The organism is Sphingopyxis alaskensis RB2256, from assembly GCF_000013985.1.
GTDB classification, from domain to species: Bacteria; Pseudomonadota; Alphaproteobacteria; order Sphingomonadales; family Sphingomonadaceae; genus Sphingopyxis; species Sphingopyxis alaskensis.
Window position 1 is genome coordinate 1,042,280 of the sequence record NC_008048.1, and the last position, 18,093, is coordinate 1,060,372.

The 18,093-nt window shown below is 64.7% G+C and carries 13 protein-coding genes; 2 read left to right on the plus strand and 11 right to left on the minus strand.

The features are described from left to right. Nucleotides 1–11: 11 nt before the first annotated feature. On the minus strand, nucleotides 12–2,330 hold the full coding sequence (gene bglX / locus SALA_RS05110; protein ID WP_011541319.1) for a beta-glucosidase BglX: 2,319 nt from the start codon (nucleotides 2,328–2,330) through the stop codon (nucleotides 12–14). A 331-nt stretch (nucleotides 2,331–2,661) separates the two neighbouring features. Here bglX and SALA_RS05115 point away from each other — a divergent pair, with 331 nt between their 5' ends. Further along, entirely contained in the window at nucleotides 2,662–5,616 is a 2,955-nt protein-coding gene (locus SALA_RS05115) for a TonB-dependent receptor domain-containing protein (RefSeq protein ID WP_153802642.1), read from the plus strand. Nucleotides 5,617–5,685: 69 nt separating this feature from the next. Then, a complete protein-coding gene (locus SALA_RS05120; RefSeq protein ID WP_011541321.1) occupies nucleotides 5,686–7,203 on the plus strand; it encodes a glucoamylase family protein in 1,518 nt (505 codons plus the stop codon). 7 nt (nucleotides 7,204–7,210) lie between these two features. Here the strand turns inward: SALA_RS05120 and SALA_RS05125 are convergent, their stop codons facing one another. The 10 genes from SALA_RS05125 to SALA_RS05170 form a co-directional block, all read right to left on the minus strand. After that, nucleotides 7,211–9,364 carry a glycoside hydrolase family 2 protein gene (locus SALA_RS05125; protein ID WP_011541322.1) on the minus strand — a complete coding sequence of 718 codons (2,154 nt, stop codon included), beginning with the start codon at nucleotides 9,362–9,364 and terminating at the stop codon, nucleotides 7,211–7,213. Nucleotides 9,365–9,366: 2 nt separating this feature from the next. Beyond that, on the minus strand, nucleotides 9,367–10,236 hold the full coding sequence (locus SALA_RS05130; RefSeq protein WP_011541323.1) for an endonuclease/exonuclease/phosphatase family protein: 870 nt from the start codon (nucleotides 10,234–10,236) through the stop codon (nucleotides 9,367–9,369). Further along, nucleotides 10,236–11,582 (minus strand): GH1 family beta-glucosidase, encoded by a 1,347-nt coding sequence (locus tag SALA_RS05135; RefSeq protein WP_011541324.1) that lies wholly within the window; start codon nucleotides 11,580–11,582, stop codon nucleotides 10,236–10,238. Before SALA_RS05135 ends, SALA_RS05130 begins: the two co-directional genes overlap by 1 nt. Beyond that, entirely contained in the window at nucleotides 11,579–12,334 is a 756-nt protein-coding gene (locus SALA_RS05140; protein WP_192807451.1) for an alpha/beta hydrolase-fold protein, read from the minus strand. Before SALA_RS05140 ends, SALA_RS05135 begins: the two co-directional genes overlap by 4 nt. A gap of 23 nt (nucleotides 12,335–12,357) precedes the next feature. Continuing rightward, the gene (locus tag SALA_RS05145) at nucleotides 12,358–13,173 is read right to left on the minus strand and encodes a carbohydrate ABC transporter permease (RefSeq protein ID WP_041383106.1); all 816 of its coding nucleotides are present in this window, start codon (nucleotides 13,171–13,173) and stop codon (nucleotides 12,358–12,360) included. After that, entirely contained in the window at nucleotides 13,170–14,066 is an 897-nt protein-coding gene (locus SALA_RS05150) for a carbohydrate ABC transporter permease (RefSeq protein ID WP_237700923.1), read from the minus strand. Before SALA_RS05150 ends, SALA_RS05145 begins: the two co-directional genes overlap by 4 nt. After that, nucleotides 14,063–15,331, minus strand: a complete 1,269-nt coding sequence (locus SALA_RS05155; protein WP_011541328.1) for an extracellular solute-binding protein — start codon at nucleotides 15,329–15,331, stop codon at nucleotides 14,063–14,065. Before SALA_RS05155 ends, SALA_RS05150 begins: the two co-directional genes overlap by 4 nt. Nucleotides 15,332–15,347: 16 nt before the next feature. Continuing rightward, a complete protein-coding gene (locus SALA_RS05160) occupies nucleotides 15,348–16,376 on the minus strand; it encodes a LacI family DNA-binding transcriptional regulator (RefSeq protein WP_011541329.1) in 1,029 nt (342 codons plus the stop codon). A 112-nt stretch (nucleotides 16,377–16,488) separates the two neighbouring features. Then, the gene (locus tag SALA_RS05165) at nucleotides 16,489–17,577 is read right to left on the minus strand and encodes an ABC transporter ATP-binding protein (RefSeq protein WP_011541330.1); all 1,089 of its coding nucleotides are present in this window, start codon (nucleotides 17,575–17,577) and stop codon (nucleotides 16,489–16,491) included. A gap of 25 nt (nucleotides 17,578–17,602) precedes the next feature. Further along, nucleotides 17,603–17,860, minus strand: a complete 258-nt coding sequence (locus SALA_RS05170; RefSeq protein ID WP_041383107.1) for a hypothetical protein — start codon at nucleotides 17,858–17,860, stop codon at nucleotides 17,603–17,605. Nucleotides 17,861–18,093: the final 233 nt, after the last annotated feature.

Consider the following 18,093-nt stretch of genomic DNA (forward strand, 5'->3'; position numbering starts at 1 on the left):
TTGGTCTTCTCCTATTCGGTCAGTTCGAAGCTGGCTTCGGATCCTTCGGCCGACGAGGGGCCGATCCACAGCTTGAACGCGCCGGGCTCGCTGCCCCAGCTCATGTCCTGGCGCGTGAAGGCGAGGTCGGCGTCGGTCAGCGTGAAGCGCACCGTGCGCGTTTCGCCCTTTTTCAGGCCGATCTTCTGGAATCCCTTCAATTCCTTGACCGGGCGCGTCACCGAACCGACGAGGTCGCGGACGTAAAGCTGCACCACCTCCTCCCCGTCGCGCGGGCCGCTGTTGGTCACGGTGACGCTGGCGGTCAGCGGTTCGCCGGGGCGGATTTTCGACCTGTCGAGCGTGACCGGCGAGTAAGTGAAGCTTGTGTAGCTGAGGCCATAGCCAAAGGGATAAAGCGGCGTGTTCGGCGTGTTGAGGTAGCGCGAGACATATTTCGCGCCCGGCGCGCCCAGTTCGATCGGGCGACCGGTGTTCTTCATGTCATAATGGATCGGCACCTGCCCGACCGTGCGCGGAAAGGTCACCGGTAATTTGCCCGACGGGTTGTAGCGACCGTACAATATGTCGGCGATCGCATGTCCCCCCATCGTGCCGGGATACCAGGCCTCCAGAATCGCATCGACATTGGCATCGGCCCATTCGATGCTGTTCGGTCGCCCGCTCATCAGCACGAGGATGACCGGCTTGCCGGTCTTTTCGAGCGCTTCGAGAAGCGCCTGCTGGTTGCCCGGCAGGTCAAGCGAGGTGCGGCTTGCCGCCTCGCCGGTCATGTTCCAATGTTCACCCATCGCGGCGATGATGACATCCGATTTTTCCGCAAGCGCGAGCGCTTCGGCAAAACCGTCGGTCTTGCCGACATCGTCGAAATGATAGCTCGCGCCCTTGGCATAGGCGATCGTCGTTCCCTTGGGGGCGCCGGCCTGCAAGCCTTCGAGCAAGGTAACCGGCCGCGTCCGCCGGTCGCCCGCGGCCGACCAGCTGCCGATCATATCTTCCTTGCTGTTGCCGAGCGGGCCGATCACCGCGATCGACTTTGCGCTGGCGGCCAGTGGCAGGACATTGTCCTTGTTCTTGAGGAGGACGATCGACTTGCGCGCGACATCGCGCGCCGCTTCGAGAAACGCGGGCTTGTAGATCGTCGCTTTTTCGCGCGCCGCGTCGGCGTAACGATAAGGATCGTCGAACAGGCCGAGGCGATATTTCATCTCGAGTATCGCCTTCACCGCCGCGTCGATGCGCGCGGTGTCGACCTTGCCCTCGGCGACCGATTTGGCGAGGTTTTCCATGAAAACCGCACCTTGCATGTCCATGTCGACTCCGGCGCGCATCGCCTGCTCGCCTGCCTGCTTCAGATCCTTCGCATAGCCGTGCGGGACCATTTCGTTGATCGACGTGTAATCGGTTACGACAAAGCCTTTGAAGCCCCATTTCTTGCGCAGCACGTCGGTGAGCAGATAGTGGCTCCCCGACGCCGGGACACCGTCATATTCGTTGAATGCGGTCATGAAGGTCGCTGCCCCCGCGTCGGCCGCGGCCTTGAATGGCGGCAGATAGACATCGCGCATCGTGCGCTCCGAAATGTCGACCGTGTGGTAATCGCGTCCCGCCTGCGCCGCGCCATAGGCGGCAAAATGCTTGGCGGTCGCCAGGATCGTGTCGGGCCGCGACAGGTCGCCGCCCTGATAGCCGCGCACGCGCGCCTTTGCGATCAGGCTGCCGAGATAGACATCCTCGCCCGCGCCTTCGGAAATGCGACCCCAGCGCGGATCGCGCGCGATGTCGACCATGGGTGAGAAGGTCCAGTGGATGCCCTCGGCCGATGCCTCGATGGCCGAGATTCGAGCGGCTTTTTCAATCGCCTGCAGGTCCCAGCTCGCCGCTTCGCCGAGCGAGATGGGAAAGATCGTCCGGTGGCCGTGGATCACGTCATAGCCGAAGAGCAGGGGGATTTTGAGGCGCGTTCCCTCGACCGCAAGCGCTTGCAGTTCGCGCGTATATTTGGCGGTGTAGGCGTTGAAGATCGCCCCGACACGCCCGGCGCGAATATCCTCCTTGTAACTGTCGCGCATCGTCGGGCCGGTCGACTCCCAGTTGCTCGTGAGCAGCGTGAGCTGGCCGGTCTTTTCGTCGAGCGTCATCTTCACCATCAGATCGGCGATGAAGCGGTCCATCGCGGGGTCGGCGCGCTGCCAGCTCGCGGCATCGACCGGCGCCTTGTCGCTGGCGGTCGCCGCGGGGGCGGCGGTCAGCGGGGCGGGGGCCAGCGAGCCGGCCACCAGCAGCGTGGCGAGCGTGGCGCTTGTCAGATTGCGCGAAATCGGCGGCATGATTCGTCCTTCCCGGTAAACTTGCTTTATAGATTCTCACGCGGATCGGCCAAAAACGGGCTGGTCCCCGATTTCGTCATCCCGTGTCGCTTCCCCCTATACAGCTATCGTGAAACCGGTTACAAACCAAAAAAACGACGACAGGAGTTTCCGGTGATTCGTCGCGGTCCGGTGGGAAGGCCGGGCAGCGAGTAGGGCGAGCGCGGGAAAGGCCGGGGCAAAAAGGGAGGATGCTGTGACGTTTTCGCATGAAATTCGGAATAAGGGCGCTCGCCGGTTGCGTGCGCGTTCGCTCGCGGCTGTGCTGGCATGGAGCAGCGCGGCTGCGGCCATGGCCGTCGCCATCGCCACCCCCGCCCATGCCCAGGTTTCGAACGCTTCGCTGCGCGGCACGGTAAAGGCCGAAGGCGGCGTGAGCCAGGTGACCGCCATCAACGTGAACACCGGTTTGACACGCAGCGTCGCGGTCGGCGAAAACGGCAGCTATAATATCGCCTCGCTTCCCGTCGGCACCTATCGTCTTGAACTCACCACGCCGGGCGGCGTGCGCCGCACCGACGAATTCACCCTGTCGGTCGGGCAGAGCGCCGTGCTCGACTTCGATTTCTCGCAGCCCGACATCGCTTCGGATGACGGCGCGATCATCGTCACCGGCACGCGCCTCCGTTCGATGGAAGGCGGCGAGGTGGGCACCAATATCAGCCAGCGCCAGATCGAGGTGCTGCCGCAGAACAATCGCAACTTCCTCGCCTTTGCCGACCTGGCTCCGGGCGTGCAGTTCGTGACCGCTGGCAACGATCAGTCGCGTCTGCAGGGCGGTGCGCAGAACAGCAGCACCGTGAACGTCTTTATCGATGGCGTCGGGCAGAAGGATTTCGTGCTCAAGAACGGCATTTCGGGTCAGGATTCGACCCAGGGCAACCCCTTCCCGCAGCTTGCGGTCGGCGAATATCGCGTTATTTCATCGAACTACAAGGCCGAGTTTGATCAGGTAAGCTCGGTTGCGATCACCGCCGTGACGCGGTCGGGGACCAACGAGTTTCATGGCGAAGCCTTCATCGACTATACCGATCAGGGATTGCGCGACCGTCGCCCCAACGAACTCACCGGGACCAAGATCAAGACCAAGGATTTTCAGTTCGGTGGTGCGTTGGGTGGGCCGATCATCAAGGACATGCTGCACTTCTTCGTCACTTATGAAGGAAAGCGCCAGGAGAATCCGCGCGACATCCGCCCTGGCTTCAACCTGCCGCTCGACTTTTTCCCGGCCGAATATCGGGGCGTTTTCGGTCCGACGAATGCGACGTTCAACGAAGATCTCTATTTCGGCAAGCTCAGCTTTCAGCCGACGTCGAGCGATCTGATCGAATTGTCGGGACGGCACCGGCGCGAGAGCGGCGAGTTTCTGAGCAGCGGGATCAATGCGCGTGAGACGATCAGCGCGCAAAAAGTGATCGAATATCGCGGCACGGCGCGCTGGGAGCACACCGCCGACAACTGGATCAACGATCTGAAACTCACCTATGAGGATGTGCGCTGGGCGCCGACCCCGGTCGTTTTCGGCAATGGCAGCCTGTTCGCTTATGCCGCACCGAATGAGAGCAACCCCGCGGTCATCGACCGCGCCGATATTCTGCGCATCGGGGGCGGCGCCAATTATCAGGACAAGGGCCAGAAAGGTTGGGGCATCCAGAATGATTTCACCTGGACCGGATTCGAAGGACATACGATCAAGTTCGGGGTCAAGTCGAAATGGGTCGAGCTGAACACGCTTCAACTCAACAATTTCAACCCGCTCTATACCTATAACGTCGCCTTCAATCCCAACGGCGGCACATTCAATGACGAAATCCCCTATCGGCTCCAGTTCGGGGCGCAGACCGGAACCGGCAACCCCATCGTCAGCTCGGACAACTGGCAGTTCGGCATCTATCTTCAGGACGACTGGGAGGTCACCGATCGCCTGACCCTCAATCTTGGTGTCCGGTGGGATTATGAGCGGACGCCGTCCTATCTCGATTTCGTCCATCCCGCCGATGCGGTGAACGCCGTTTCGCCCGCCAATTACCCCAATCTGGTCAACGCCGACTATGACATCAACGATTTCATTTCGACCGGATCGGAGCGCAAGGCGTTCAAGGGTGCCTGGCAGCCGCGGATCGGTTTCAGCTATGAGCTCGACGACGACGCGCGCTTTGTGCTCTTCGGCGGCTTCGGCCGCTCCTATGACCGCAACCAGTTCGATTTCCTCCAGCAGGAAATCAGCGTCGGCTCCTTTGCAACGCGCACCTTCAACTTCAACACCGGCGATCCTTTTAACATCTGCGCACCGGGGCCCACCTGCGTCACCTGGGATCCCATCTATCTGACCGAAGCCGGCCGCCAGCAGTTGCTGGCGCAGGCGGGACCCGGCGGTGGCCGCGAACTGCGTTTCATAACCAACAAGCTGAAAGTTCCCTATTCGGATCAGTTCAGCCTGGGCCTCCGCGCCCGCGTGACGCCGCTCTTCGAAGCCGAAGTCGGTTACAGTCATGTCGAGAGCAAGGACGGTTTTGCCTACCTGCTCGGCAACCGGCGCCCCGATGGCAGCTTCTTCCCGCCGGCACCCGCCGCGCCGAGTTCGCCCTTCGGCTTTGCGCCGCCGGGTTTCGGGTCGATCATCATCGGCACCAACGGGCTCGAAACGCGCGCCGACACGGGCTATCTCAAGCTGGTGAAAAACTACACGGCGGCATCACCGTGGAGCCTTGCGGCGACCTATACCTACACCGAGGCTGAGGAAAACAGGAACTTCGGTGAGGTCTTCAGTCTCGATTTCCCGTCAATCGAAGATTATAATTTTGCGCGGTCGGCGGGGGTGCGCAAACATCGCTTCGTCGCCGCGGGGTCGGTCGACCTGCCGATCGGGGTGACGCTGTCGGGCAAGTTCACTTTGGCGTCGCCGCCCTATCTCAAGGCGTTCGTAAATACCGGCGGGGACAATCCGTCGCGCACGGTCATCTCGAACGAGGCGAAGGGTAATGGCGACCGCTGGGGCCTGCGCCAGTTCGACCTTGCGATCATCAAATATATCCCGTTCCGCTTCATCAGCGACGAATCGCGGCTTCGCCTGCGTCTCGACATCATCAACCTGTTCAACGACCGCAACTTTGTGGATTACAACAATAATCCGGCGGACAATACGCGAACGCCGTCCAGCCCCACCATCTATCGCGAGATTTCGGGGATCGGCGTTGGCGGCAACCCGCCGCGTACGGTAAAGGTCTCGGCCGGTTTCTCTTTCTGATCGGCTGATACGGACGCCCGGCCTGCACCCCCTCCCGCCGGTCGGGCGTCATCCTTGTTGGAGTATCGAATGTCTGTTCCTATCGGGGCATCGCTCCTGCCCCTCGCGACGCTGATCGCCGCCTGCGCCGCCGCACCCGCGCCCTCCGCGCCCGTGCCGCCCGCTCCTGCGGTGCTGGCACCGATGAGCGAGGCGGCTTTTACCGAAGAATTGACCGAGCGGACCTTCCGCTATTTCTGGGACACGACCGACACGAAACGCTGTCTCGCGCCCGACCGCTGGCCGAGCAATCCCTTTTCGTCGATCGCGGCGACGGGCTTTGCGCTCACCGCCTATGGCATCGGCGCCGAGCGCGGCTATGTGACGCGCGAGGCCGCGGCCGAGCGGACGCGCGACTGCCTGCGCTTTTACTGGACGGCACCGCAGGGCCCCGCCGTCACCGGCATGACGGGGCACAAGGGGTTTTTCTATCATTTCCTGAACAATGAGGACGGCACGCGGCGCGGCAAGACCGAACTGTCGACGGTCGATACGTCGCTGCTGCTTGGCGGTGTCTTGTTCGCGCAAAGCTATTACGATCGCGAGACGCCGGTCGAGACCGAGATTCGCGACCTTGCGGAAAAGATCTACCGCCGCGTCGACTGGACCTTTGTTCAGCGCGAAAATAGCAGCATTCCGTCTGCCAACAGCGGCGGGCGGAAAGCGATCGCGATGGGCTGGTATCCCGAACGCGGCGAGGGCGGCGATTTCGGGACGCACGACTGGGTCGGCTATAATGAGGGGATGCTCGTCTATATCCTCGCGCTCGGGTCGCCGACGCACCCCGTCGGCACGGACGCGTGGGAGGAGGGCTGGGCCGCCGATCTCGAAAAGGATTGGGGCAGCTATTACGGGCAGGAACACCTCCAGTTCGAGCCGCTGTTCGGGCACCAGTACAGCCATGTCTGGGTCGATTTCCGCGGCATCCGTGATGCGTTCATGCGCGGCAAGGGCATCGACTATTTCGAGAACAGCCGCCGTGCGACGCTGGCGCAGCGCGCCTATGGCGCCGACAATCCGAACAAATGGGTGGGGTATAGCGCCGACATCTGGGGCTGGACCGCGTCGGACGGCCCCGGCTATTCAAAGGGGCGGTACAGCGTGAACGGCACGCCGCGCGACTTCAACGGTTATATGGCGCGCGGCGTCAGCGCGATCCGCGTCGTCGACGACGGCACGATCGTCCCGACCGCGGCGGGCGGCTCGATCCCCTTTGCGCCCGAAGTGACGATCCCGGCGTTGATGACGATGCGCACGACATTCGGGCCGCGCCTCTATACGCGCTATGGCTTTAAGGACGCGATCAACCCCAGCTTCACCTTCACCGATTTCGGATCGAAGTCGGGCGAGGTCGATCCGGTCCACGGCTGGGTCGCGCGCGACTATATCGGCATCGACCAGGGACCGATTCTCGCGATGATGGAAAATCATCGCAGCGGGCTGGTGTGGAAGGTGATGCGCAGGAATCGGCATATCGTGCGCGGACTGAAACGCATCGGCTTCACCGGCGGCTGGCTCGATCAGGCGCAGCCAGCAAAGGGCGAATAGGCCGTTTTTAGAGCGGCGTAAGGGTCCAGCGCACTTCGTCCTTCACCACCCCGGATGCAAAGGTCGCGCGCGCCGTCACCACATTGTCGCCGGGGCGCAGCACGATATTGTCCAGCGTGCAGATGCGATCGGCGCACGCGACCTCGCCCAGCGGCACCCCGTTGAACGTCAGCGTCACGGCGGGCGCGTTACTGTAAACCTTGATCGCCGTGACGGGACTGGCGCGCGTCGTCCAGCGACGGCTGGTGATATGGACGACGGGTTCGGTCGACCATTGGGCCTTGTAATAGAAAAAGGCGTCCTTCTTGACCTTGCGGTCGAAGGTGACGAGGCCCTTGTCGTTGATGTCGGTCGCGTCGCCTTCCTTTCGGATTTTCGACGAAAAATCGAACATGTTCCATATCCAGCTGGCCCATAGATAGCGGCGATCGCGCAGTTGCGGCCAGCTTTGTTCGTGCAGCCAGCTCTGGAACTCCTCCGGGTGCGGGCGGCCGCCGGGGTTGATCGGGTGGTGCGCTGGATCCTCGACATGCTGGCTGAGCGCGCCGCCCGCGCCATATTCGCTGACCGAAATCGGCACGGACGGATATTTGGCATGCAAAGCGTCGAGATGCGGGCCGAGGTCGGATACCTCGCCATAATACCAGCCATAATAGCGGTTGTAGCCCATCAGGTCGGCCTCGCCGGTGAGTGGCGGCTGGTAATCGGGCTTCTTCGCCGGGGTCAGTTCGCAGCAGTCAGCGATCACCGTCGGGCGTGATGGGTCTTCGGCCTTCGACAGCGCATGGAGTTCCCGCAGCAGAGGGCGCGCATCGGCCTTTGGTCCCATACGGCCGAACGCCATGTCCATATCGACCTCGTTGCCGATGCCCCAGGTGACGACCGAGGGATGGTTGTAATTCTGGCGAATCAGCTCGATCATCTGCTGGCGCGCGTTGGCGACCAGTTCGGGTGATGCGGGCGCATCGCCGTGGCTCGGCTTGTTGACGAAGGGCAGTTCGGCCCAGACGATCATGCCAAAACGGTCGGCAAGGTCGAACCAGTCGGCGGCATGCTGATAATGGGCGAAGCGCACCGTGTTCGCGCCCATTTCGGCGATTAGCGCCATGTCGCGCGCATGATCCTCCGCCGAGAGTGCCCAGCCCTTGCCCAGATAATCCTGATGTCGCGATACGCCATGCAGCGGCAGATGTTTTCCGTTGAGATAAAAACCCGTTGCCGCGTCGAACCGGAACGCGCGAAAGCCGACGGGGACGGTCACGCTGTCGAGCGTGCCGCCAGTATCGGCAAGGCGCGTTTCGAGGCGATAGCGATAAGGGTCGGCGCGACCGTTCCAGCGGCGCGGCGCGGCGACGTCGAGCGTCAGCGCGGCCTCGCGCTGACCCGCGGTGAGCGGGCGTGTGCCTTCGGCGACGGTTCGCCCCCCGGCATCGCGCAGCGTCGCCACGAGGCTCTGCCCCGCCGCGATGTCGGTCAACCGGACGCGGATCGCCACCTGACCCGCACCGTCTTTGATCGTCGGGGTCGCATAGACGCCGGGCCCGCCATGGTCGTCGAGTGCGATATGGCTCGGCGCGACGTGGAGGAGGCGCGCCGGGCGGTAGGGGCCGCCGTGGATGAAGAAGTCGCCGTCGAGCGGAATGATATGCTCGGTGCTGCTACCCGGTCCGGGCATACTGTTGTCGGCGCGCAGCAGGATGATGTTGGGATCCGCTGGGTTCAGAAAATCGGTGAGATCGAAGCGGAAGCGGGAGAAAGCGCCCGCGTGGCGCCCGACATGGCGGCCATTGACCCATAGGTCGGCGAGATTGCCGACCGCTTCGAACTCGATGATATGGCGCTTGCCCGCTGGCAATGCCGCGCCATTGACGCGCAGGCGATACCAGCCCTTGCCCTGCCGGTTGTCGGTCGCCGCCGTGCGGCCGATGCGATATTCGCCGAGCCGGTTCCATGTGTGGGGCACGGTGACATCTTGCCACGCGCCGTCGACGAGCGTGGCCGCGGTTTCGGGCGTCAGCCCATCGTCGAAGCGGAATTGCCACCCATGCGTCAGTTCGGTCGTGTCGCGCGTGAAAGGCGGCGCCGCGGCGGGCGTCGGCCGCGGCGCCGCCGAACAGGCGGCAAGCATCGCCGCGAACAGCATCGTCAGGCAGCGCGGCATCGTCAGCACCCCCTGCCCACGCACAGGTCGGCGAGCACCGGATAATGATCCGATGGCAGCTTGCCGCCCGTTTGCTGCGTCAGCGTCGCATGACGAAGCACCGCCGTGCCGTCGTTCACGAAGATATGGTCGATCGGGCTGGGGTCGTTCCGCTCGATATCGAAGCCGGTGAAGGTGCCGAGCGGGCCGAAATGCGGGGTGCGACTGATCGCCAGCGTGTCGTGCAGCGCAGCCGGGCCCGGCGCCGGGTCGGTGATCGCGTCGTGCGGGGGACTGTCCACGGGACTGTTGAAATCGCCCATCAGCACCACCGTTTCGCCGCGCCTCCGGTTTGCGCCGATCCAGCGGCGGAGCTGTCGTGCGCTTTCAAGGCGCGCCTCTTTCCCGACATGGTCGAAATGCGTGTTCACGGCGAGCAGCGTCAGGCGCGAGCTCCTGTCTTTCAGCCGGGCCCAGCTTGCGATGCGCGGCAAGGCGGCGTCCCAGCCCCTGCTCGGCGCGTCGGGAGTGGGCGACAGCCAGAAGGTGCCCGACGCGACCAGCGTGAACCGGTCGCGGCGGAAACCGAGCGGCGAAAACTCGCCCTGCTCCTTGCCGTCGTCGCGCGCGACGCCGACGAAGATGTAGCGGGGCAGGTCGGCCTCGATCGCCTGCTTCTGGTGCAGCAACACTTCCTGCATCCCGATCAGGTCGGGCGAATAATAGCCGACGAGGTTGGTGACGGCGCCGCGCCGGTGCGGCCAGGCGTTGTCGCCGTCCGATGCAAGGTCGAGGCGGATGTTATAGGTCATCGCGCTGAACCGGTCGGCGCGTTCCTTCGCCGCGGCGGGGAGCGCGAGCGCGAGGGCGAGCAACGGCACCAGCCAGCGCATCAGCCGAGGTTCCCGCCGTTTGACCGGATGACACTCGAATAGAAGCGCGCGCTGCGTTTCGGCGTGCGCACCTGCGTTTCATAATCGACGTGGACGATGCCGAAGCGCTTCGAATAGCCGAGCGACCATTCGAGATTGTCGAGCAGCGACCAGGCCATATAGCCGCGCACGTCGACGCCCTGGCGGATCGCGTCGCCGATCGCCGAGATGTGCGTGCGGAGATAGTCGCAGCGCAGCGGATCGTCGATGCCGGCGGGCCCCGCGGTCGGCGGGTCGTAAAAGGCCGCGCCATTTTCGGTGATATAGACGGGAATGTTGCCGTATGTATCACGGAACCAGATGAGCATGTCGGTGAGCGCGGGCGGACAGACTTCCCAGTCGGTCGTCGTGTGCGTGGCGTTCTGCCGGACCGGCGAGGCGCGCAGCGGCCACTGGTTCGGGTCGGCCTGCACGACGTTGCGCGTGTAGTAATTGATGCCGATGAAATCGACCGGCTGGCAGATGGACCGCATGTCTTCGGCGGGCCATTGGGGCCAGGCTTCGCCGAAGATTTCGGCGAGTTCGGCGGGGTAGCTGCCCTTCAGCGCAGGATCGAGATACTGGCGGTTCATATAGGCGTGCGCGCGCGCCGCCGCCGCCACGTCCTCGATGCCGTCGCTCGCCGGATATTTGGGTTCGATATTGACGACGAGGCCGATTTCGTGCGCCCCTTCGCTGCGATAGGCCTGCACCGCCGCGCCGTGCGCGCGCATCAGATTGTGGCTGGCGATCGGCGCCTCGAACATGTTGCGGTGGCCGGGGGCGAGGGCGCCGTGGAGGTAGCCGCCGTCGGTGATCACCCACGGCTCGTTGAGTGTCACCCATTTCTTCACCCGCCCGTCGAGGCGGCGATACATGATCGCGGCATAGTCGGCGAACCAGCCGGCGCTGTCGCGGTTGAGCCAGCCGCCGCGGTCGTCGAGCGCGGCGGGCAGATCCCAATGGTGGAGCGTCAGCAACGGTTCGATGCCATGCCTGAGCAGTTCATCGACCAGCCGTTCATAGAAATCGAGCCCCGGCTCGTTCACGCGCCCGGTGCCTTCGGGCAATATGCGGCCCCAGTTGACGCTGAAGCGATAGGCCTGAAGTCCCAGTTCCTTCATCAGGGCAACGTCGGCGGGCATCCGGTTATAATGGTCGCACGCGATGTCGCCGGTGTCGCCTTTCGCCGCCATCAGCCGCGGATCGTGGCTGAAACGCTGCCAGATGCTCGGCCCCGCTCCATCGGCAAGCGGCGATCCCTCGATCTGATAGGCGGCGGTGGCCGCGCCCCACAGGAAATCGTCGGGAAAGATGGTCTGCGTCATTTCTTGTCCTTGTCGGTGCTCGTCGGGGAGGGGAGCGCCTGTTCGAGCAGCCAGGCATAGAGCGCCGGATCGTCATAGGCGGGATCCCAGGCATTGTGGCCCAGGTCGGGATAGATGGTCAGCCGCGCCTTGCGCCCGCCGCAGGCACGGATCGCCCGCGCCATGGCGAAGCTGCCTTCGGGGATCACCACATCGTCGCGGTCGCCGTGGAAAGCCCAGACGGGAAGGTCCATCAACCGACACGCCTCGCCGGGATTGCCGCGCCCCGCGACGGGCGCGACCGCGGCGAAGCGGCGCGGCTGGGCGATCGCCCAGCGCCAGCTCGCATGGCCGCCGCGGCTGAGTCCGGTGAGGTAGATGCGTGCGGGATCGACGCGATAGGTCGCCGCAATATGGTCGACGAGCCGGTCGAGCTTTGCAATGTCCCAATCCTGATCGGCGCCGAGCAGCGGCGAGACGGTGAGGAAGGGAAAGGCGGGGTCGCGGTCGGCGATCTTTGGTGGGCCATGAACCTTGACCTTCGCCACATCGTCGCCGCGTTCGCCCGACCCGTGGAGGAAGATCAGCAAGGGATATTGCGTCCTCGCATTGGTCAGATAACCCTGCGGTACGAACAACTGGTACGGATAATTGTCCGACGCGATCGGCGGCTGGGGTGTCTGGCCCTCGACAACGGGTCGAGCTTTCGTCCTGGCGACGGCGGGAGAAGCCACGAGTGCGAGGCCCAGCAAGGCCGCAGTCCAGTATCGCATAGAGGGTTCCTTGGTTGATCGGGTCATCCCTTGACGCTCCCCGCGAGAAGGCCGCTCAAGTAGAAGCGCTGGAGGGCGAGGAAGAGGATGAGGACGGGCAGGGTAGTGACGACGGCGCCCGCCATCATCAGTTCATTGTCCTGCACATGCTCGCGGCTGAGTGCGGCGAGGGCGACCGGGAGGGTGTAAAGATCCTGATCGGCGAGGACGATCAGCGGCCACATGAAATCGTTCCAGCTGCCGAGGAACACGAACAGCGCGAGCGTGACGATGATCGGGGTGAGGATCGGCAGCACGATGCGGCGCAGTATCTGCGCCTCGCTCGCGCCGTCGATGCGCGCCGCTTCGAGCATTTCGTCGGGGATCGACAGGCTATATTGGCGGACGAGAAAGATGCCGAAAATCCCCGCAAGCCAGGGCACCAGCGCGCCGGCATAGCTGTTGACCAGCCCCATCGCCTTGAGTTCGAGGAACAGGGGCAGCATCCCGATCTGGCCCGGCACGACAAGCGCGGCGACGAGCAGGCGGAACGTCGCATCGCGGCCCTTGAAGCGCAGCTTGGCAAAGGCATAGCCCGCCGGGATCGTGAAAAGCAGCGCGAGCAGCGTCGCGAGCGTCGAGACGAGCAGGCTGTTAAGAAGGAAACGCCCGACGCCAAAGGTGCCGAACAGGGCGCGGTAATTGTCGAGCGTCGGATCGCCCGGCAGCAGCGGCGGCGGGAATTGCGCCGCTTCGCCGCGCGCCATGAAGCTGACCGACAGCATCCAGAGCAGCGGCGCGATGGTGAGCAGCGCGACGAATGCGGCGAGCAGCGTGACGGTCCAGCGGCGAAGGCTCATATCGCGCCGCTCCGTCTTGCCAGCCGGAGCTGCGCCAGGGTCACTGCGAGGATGCAGAGAAAGAGCAGGAAGGCCACCGCGGCGCCCGACCCCAGGTTCCACCATTTGAACCCTTCCTCGTACATGAAATAGAGGATGGTCACGGTCGACTGGGCGGGACCGCCCTGCGTCATCACATAGGGTTCGGCGAAAAGCTGGAACATGCCCGCAACGGTCAGCACCGACACCAGCAGCACCGTCGGCGCGATCGCGGGCAGGGTGACGTGGCGCAGGCGCGTGAACCAGCGGGCGCCATCGATGCGCGCCGCTTCGTCAAGCTCGCGCGGCACCGTCTGGAGCGCGGCGAGGAAGATGATCATGTTATAACCGAAGGTCTTCCAGCCGACGAAGATCAGGATCGCGGGCAGCGACGCGGTCGGACTGCCGAGCCAGTCGATCGGCGCGATACCGAAGAGCGAGAGCAGATAGTTGACGAGGCCGTAGCGCGTGTGGAGCAGATAGCGCCACACGACGGCCGTAGCCACGAGCGTCGTCACATAGGGTGCGAACAAGGCGACACGCCACACCGGTCGCCACGCGAGCCAGCGCGAGTTGACGAGTATGGCAGCGAAGAGCGACAACAGGGTGATGAAGGGAGTGCCGATAACGACGAACAGCAATGTGTTCGTCGTCGCCTTCCAGAACAAGGGGTTGGCGAGGAGTCTTTCATAATTCTGGAAACCGACGAAGCGCAGGTTGTCGAGGTCGGCGAGCGCATAGATGTCGAAGTCGGTGAAGCTGAGGAACAAGGAACCCATCGCGGGAACGACGAAGAACACGAGTATCGCGGCGAGCGCCGGCGCGCTCATCGCCCATCCGGCGCGCGCTTCGCGGGGGCGCATCGCGCCGGTCACAGGGCGCGCCCCCTGTCGAGCATCCAGCGCCTTTTTTCGAGCAGGCGGTCGGCGCGGCGGTCGATCTCGTGCGCGGCGGCATCGACGCTATAGTGGCCGCGCACCATGCGCTCGGCGACCACCTGCATTTCGGTGACGATGCGTTCCCATTCGGGCACTTTGGGCAACGCGGTCGCATGGTCGAGCTGGGTGGCGAAGGGGGCGACGATGGGGTCGCTCGCGAGGCCAGCGGCGCGCCAGACCGAACGCCGCGCGGGCAGATTGCCGGTCAGCCGGTGAAACGCGAGCTGTGCGGTGGGCGCGAGCAGGCGCGCGACGATATCCCATGCGGCGGCGCTGTCCGCCTGGCTGGCGAAAACGACGAGGCTCGACCCGCCCGGCGCCGCCGAACCGATGCCGCCGGGACCGGGATTGGGCGCGGTCGCCCATTTGTCCTGCATGGCGGGATCGAGGCGGCTTTTCATGTCACCTATCGTCCATGGGCCCGACGTAAAAATGCTGAAATAGCCTTTGGCGAATTCGGTCCAGATGTTCGAAATCTGCGTCGCCGATGCGATCGGCGCGAGCCGCTCGTCGAACAGCGATTTATAGAAGGCGAGCGCAGCCTTGAACTCGGGGTCGGAAAAGGCGCCGCGCGCCCCCTTGTCGCGCAGCAGGCGCGCACTCGCCGACAGCGCGATGGTCAGCAGTTGCTCGAACTCATTGAGCGGCAGCAGCACGGCGTAATTGCCGGGTCCGGCGAGCGCCTTGACGCGGTGCAGCGCGCGCTTCCATTCGGCCCATGCGAGCGGCGGCGCGGCATAACCCGCACGCGCGAACATGTCCTTGCGGTAAAATTGCAGCCGCGTGTCGACATACCAGGGCACGGCCCAGGCGGTGCCGCCGATCCGGTTGGTTTCAACGACCGCGGCGAACTGATCGTCGAGCAGCGTGGTGGCGGAAGCGGGCAGGGGAGCAATCGCGCCGATCGCCGCCATCTCGGCGATCCAGCTGTTGCCGACCTGGCCGATCGTGGGCAGCGAGCCGCCCGCGAAGCCGGTGAGCAGTTTTTCGTGCGCTGCGCTCCACGGCAGTGGCTGCACGTCGACCGGTGGCAGGTCCGCGGGCAACGCAAGCCTGTTGAGAAGGGCGGGGAGGCTCGCTCCTTCATTGCCCATCGCCCAGATGGTCAGCGTGTCGGCGTGCCGCTCCTCGCAGCCGCCGAGCATGGGGAGCAGGGGCAGCGCCGCGAGTGCGCCTGTCAATTGGCGCCGGGTCAATCGCATTGGGCGCCTTCGGGAATCACGGGCGCGCCCCGCTGCTGGGTACGGGCGCGGTTTCACCGCCCGTCGTCCCGCGGATGACCAACTCGGGGGTCAGGATCGTCGCGTTCGCCGCGCCAAGCGTTTCGCCGCGCAACATGCGCAGCAGCAGCATCATCGCGGTCGATCCCAACCGGTCGATATGCACCTGCATCGTCGAAAGCGACGGGTTGAGGTGACGCGCGAGCGGAATATCGTCGAAGCCCGCGACCATGATGTCGCTCGGCACCGACTTGCCCGCTTCGGCCAGCCCCGCGATCAGCCCGACCGCCATCTGGTCGTTGGCCGCGAACACCGCGTCGGCGGGCAATTGGCCCTGCACCAGCAGCCGCGCCGCCTGCGCGCCGCTTTCCTCGGAAAAGTCGCCCGGCAGGATTGCCGGCGTGCGGACGCCGCCGATTTTCGCCATCGCATCGGTGAAGCCGCGCTGGCGGTCGCGCGCGTCGCGATTATGCTTGGGGCCGGCGATGTGGACCACCTGTTTCGCGCCGCGCGCCAGCAGCGCTTCGGTCATCCGATAGGCGCCCTGATAATTGTCGACCGCGACGAAGGGAAGATCGAGCGGCCCGGCGTCGTAATTGAGCAGCACCGTCGGCAGCGCGGGGTCGAGATAGTCGGCGAGCAGTTCGGGCTTGAGGTCCGGCGGCATCACGAGCAGGCCATCGACGCGGCCGCGCATCGCCGCGATCGCAGCGGCGGTTTCGTGCGTGCTGCCGTGCATGTTGCCGAGCAGCAGGTGCATCCCCGATTCATGCGCAACGAGGTCGATACCGCGAATGATCTCGGAGAAGAACTCGCCGAACAGGTCGGGCAGGATGACCCCGACAGTGTCGGTCCTGCGCCGCGTCAGGCTGCGCGCGCCGCTGTGCGGCACGAAATTGAGCTTCTTTACCGCCGCCATCACCGCCGCGCGCGTCGGCGCGGTGACATTGCCCAGACCGTTGATCGCGCGCGATGCGGTCGCGACCGAAACTCCTGCTTCGCGGGCGACGTCCCTCAATGTTGCCATGCCGCGGGCCCCCTTTTGCTTGCGTCGTTTCGCACCGCCTGCGCGACTCGCCTGCCCCGTTTCAGGCGGGCAATGGAAAGCGGCGTAGAGTAACCGGTTACAATACCCCAGATCAAGGCCGTTTCCCCCGCGTTTCGATCGCCCTGCCCGCAAGATCGAAAAGGTGGAGATGTTCGGGCGGCAAGCGCACGGGAACGCTCGCCCCTTCGCCGAGGCGACCGTCGTCGCGAAGCTGGCCCGCGATGGGCTCGCTTCCCGCCGCGCCCTGCAAATGCACCGTTGCCAGGCCGCCGAGGCGCTCGATGAAACCGACCGTGAATGTCAGTGCCCCCGGAGCGTCGCCGATCCCGACATGTTCGGGCCGGATGCCGATCGACAGCGGCGTTCCCGGCGCCAGCGGCACCGCGGGCGCGGGAAGTGCAAGGCGGCGTCCGTCGGCGAGCGCGGCGTGGCCGTCGTCGGCGACCGTCGCGGGCAGGATGTTCATCCGCGGAGTGCCCAGAAACTGCGCGACGAAGATATTGGCCGGGCGCTCGTAGAGCATCCGTGGACTGCCGACCTGTTCGATCCGCCCGTCGCGCAGCACGATGATGCGGTCGGCCAGCGTCATCGCCTCGACCTGGTCGTGAGTGACGTAAAGCGTCGTCGTGCCGAGCTGGCGGTGCAGCTTGGCGAACTCGTAACGCATTCGCACGCGCAGGTCGGCGTCGAGGTTCGACAGCGGCTCGTCGAACAGGAAAATCTGTGGCTGGCGGACGATCGCGCGGCCGATCGCGACGCGCTGTCGCTGCCCGCCCGACAGCGCGGCAGGCTTGCGGTCGAGCAAGCCTTCGATATTCAGAATCTGGGCCGCGCGCTGTACCTGCCGGGCGATTTCAGCCTTGTCGGCCTTGGCGATCCGCAGCCCGAACGCCATATTTTCGCGGACGCTGAGGTGCGGATAGAGTGCATAGGATTGAAACACCATTGCAATGCCGCGTTCCGACGGCGCGAGCCCGGTCACGTCGCGCACGCCGATGACAATCCGCCCGCCATCGAGTTCCTCGAGCCCCGCGACCGCACGCAGCAGCGTCGATTTGCCGCATCCCGACGGCCCGACAATAACCGCAAACTCGCCGTCGGCGACGTCGATCGAGACGCCTTTCAGGACCTCGGTGGCGCCGAAGCTCTTGCGTGCCATGTCGATCGTCAGTCCGGCCATGCCACCCCCCTGCTTGCGTCGCCGCTCAGTGCACCCTCGCGCCGACGCTTGCCTGACGCGGGGGCGTCCGCGCGGCGGCGAAGGCGAAGACGCAAAGCGCGGCATAGCATAGTGCGGAAAGCACGACCGCGGTGCCATAATCCGTCGCGTCCGAAAGATGTCCGACCAGCAAGGGGATGATCGCGCTGCCGATGATCGCGGTGCAGAGCAGCTCCGACGTCGCCTCGGCCCGCGCGATCGATCGCCCGCCGGGCCGGGCGGACGGCTGATGCGGCACGTCCATGCACAATATCCTCTTCGCCGAAACTATGTTATGCGACCGGTCTAACGGGACGCCGGAACCAATGCAATCGGTTACATTTCATTGCCTGCGAACGGTTTCGCCCACGGCCCCCAATCGGATTGAAAGCCGCGCGCAATAATCGGTCGCCGCCCACTGGCGCGCGCGGGCGCGACTGGTTACATGGGCCGCCACCAAATGATTCGCGCGTGCCGCACTCGACCACAGGGGTTTGC

What these genes read in the sequence shown, in the direction of transcription:
- SALA_RS05130 (WP_011541323.1), bottom strand. Translation starts at nt 10,236, where the DNA reads ATGCGCTGGCTGGTGCCGTTGCTCGCCCTCGCGCTCGCGCTCCCCGCC.
- SALA_RS05140 (WP_192807451.1), bottom strand. Translation starts at nt 12,334, where the DNA reads ATGCGATACTGGACTGCGGCCTTGCTGGGCCTCGCACTCGTGGCTTCT.
- SALA_RS05155 (WP_011541328.1), bottom strand. Translation starts at nt 15,331, where the DNA reads ATGCGATTGACCCGGCGCCAATTGACAGGCGCACTCGCGGCGCTGCCC.
- SALA_RS05115 (WP_153802642.1), top strand. Translation starts at nt 2,662, where the DNA reads ATGGCCGTCGCCATCGCCACCCCCGCCCATGCCCAGGTTTCGAACGCT.
- bglX (WP_011541319.1), bottom strand. Translation starts at nt 2,330, where the DNA reads ATGCCGCCGATTTCGCGCAATCTGACAAGCGCCACGCTCGCCACGCTG.
- SALA_RS05145 (WP_041383106.1), bottom strand. Translation starts at nt 13,173, where the DNA reads ATGAGCCTTCGCCGCTGGACCGTCACGCTGCTCGCCGCATTCGTCGCG.
- SALA_RS05135 (WP_011541324.1), bottom strand. Translation starts at nt 11,582, where the DNA reads ATGACGCAGACCATCTTTCCCGACGATTTCCTGTGGGGCGCGGCCACC.
- SALA_RS05160 (WP_011541329.1), bottom strand. Translation starts at nt 16,376, where the DNA reads ATGGCAACATTGAGGGACGTCGCCCGCGAAGCAGGAGTTTCGGTCGCG.
- SALA_RS05170 (WP_041383107.1), bottom strand. Translation starts at nt 17,860, where the DNA reads ATGGACGTGCCGCATCAGCCGTCCGCCCGGCCCGGCGGGCGATCGATC.
- SALA_RS05120 (WP_011541321.1), top strand. Translation starts at nt 5,686, where the DNA reads ATGTCTGTTCCTATCGGGGCATCGCTCCTGCCCCTCGCGACGCTGATC.
- SALA_RS05125 (WP_011541322.1), bottom strand. Translation starts at nt 9,364, where the DNA reads ATGCCGCGCTGCCTGACGATGCTGTTCGCGGCGATGCTTGCCGCCTGT.
- SALA_RS05165 (WP_011541330.1), bottom strand. Translation starts at nt 17,577, where the DNA reads ATGGCCGGACTGACGATCGACATGGCACGCAAGAGCTTCGGCGCCACC.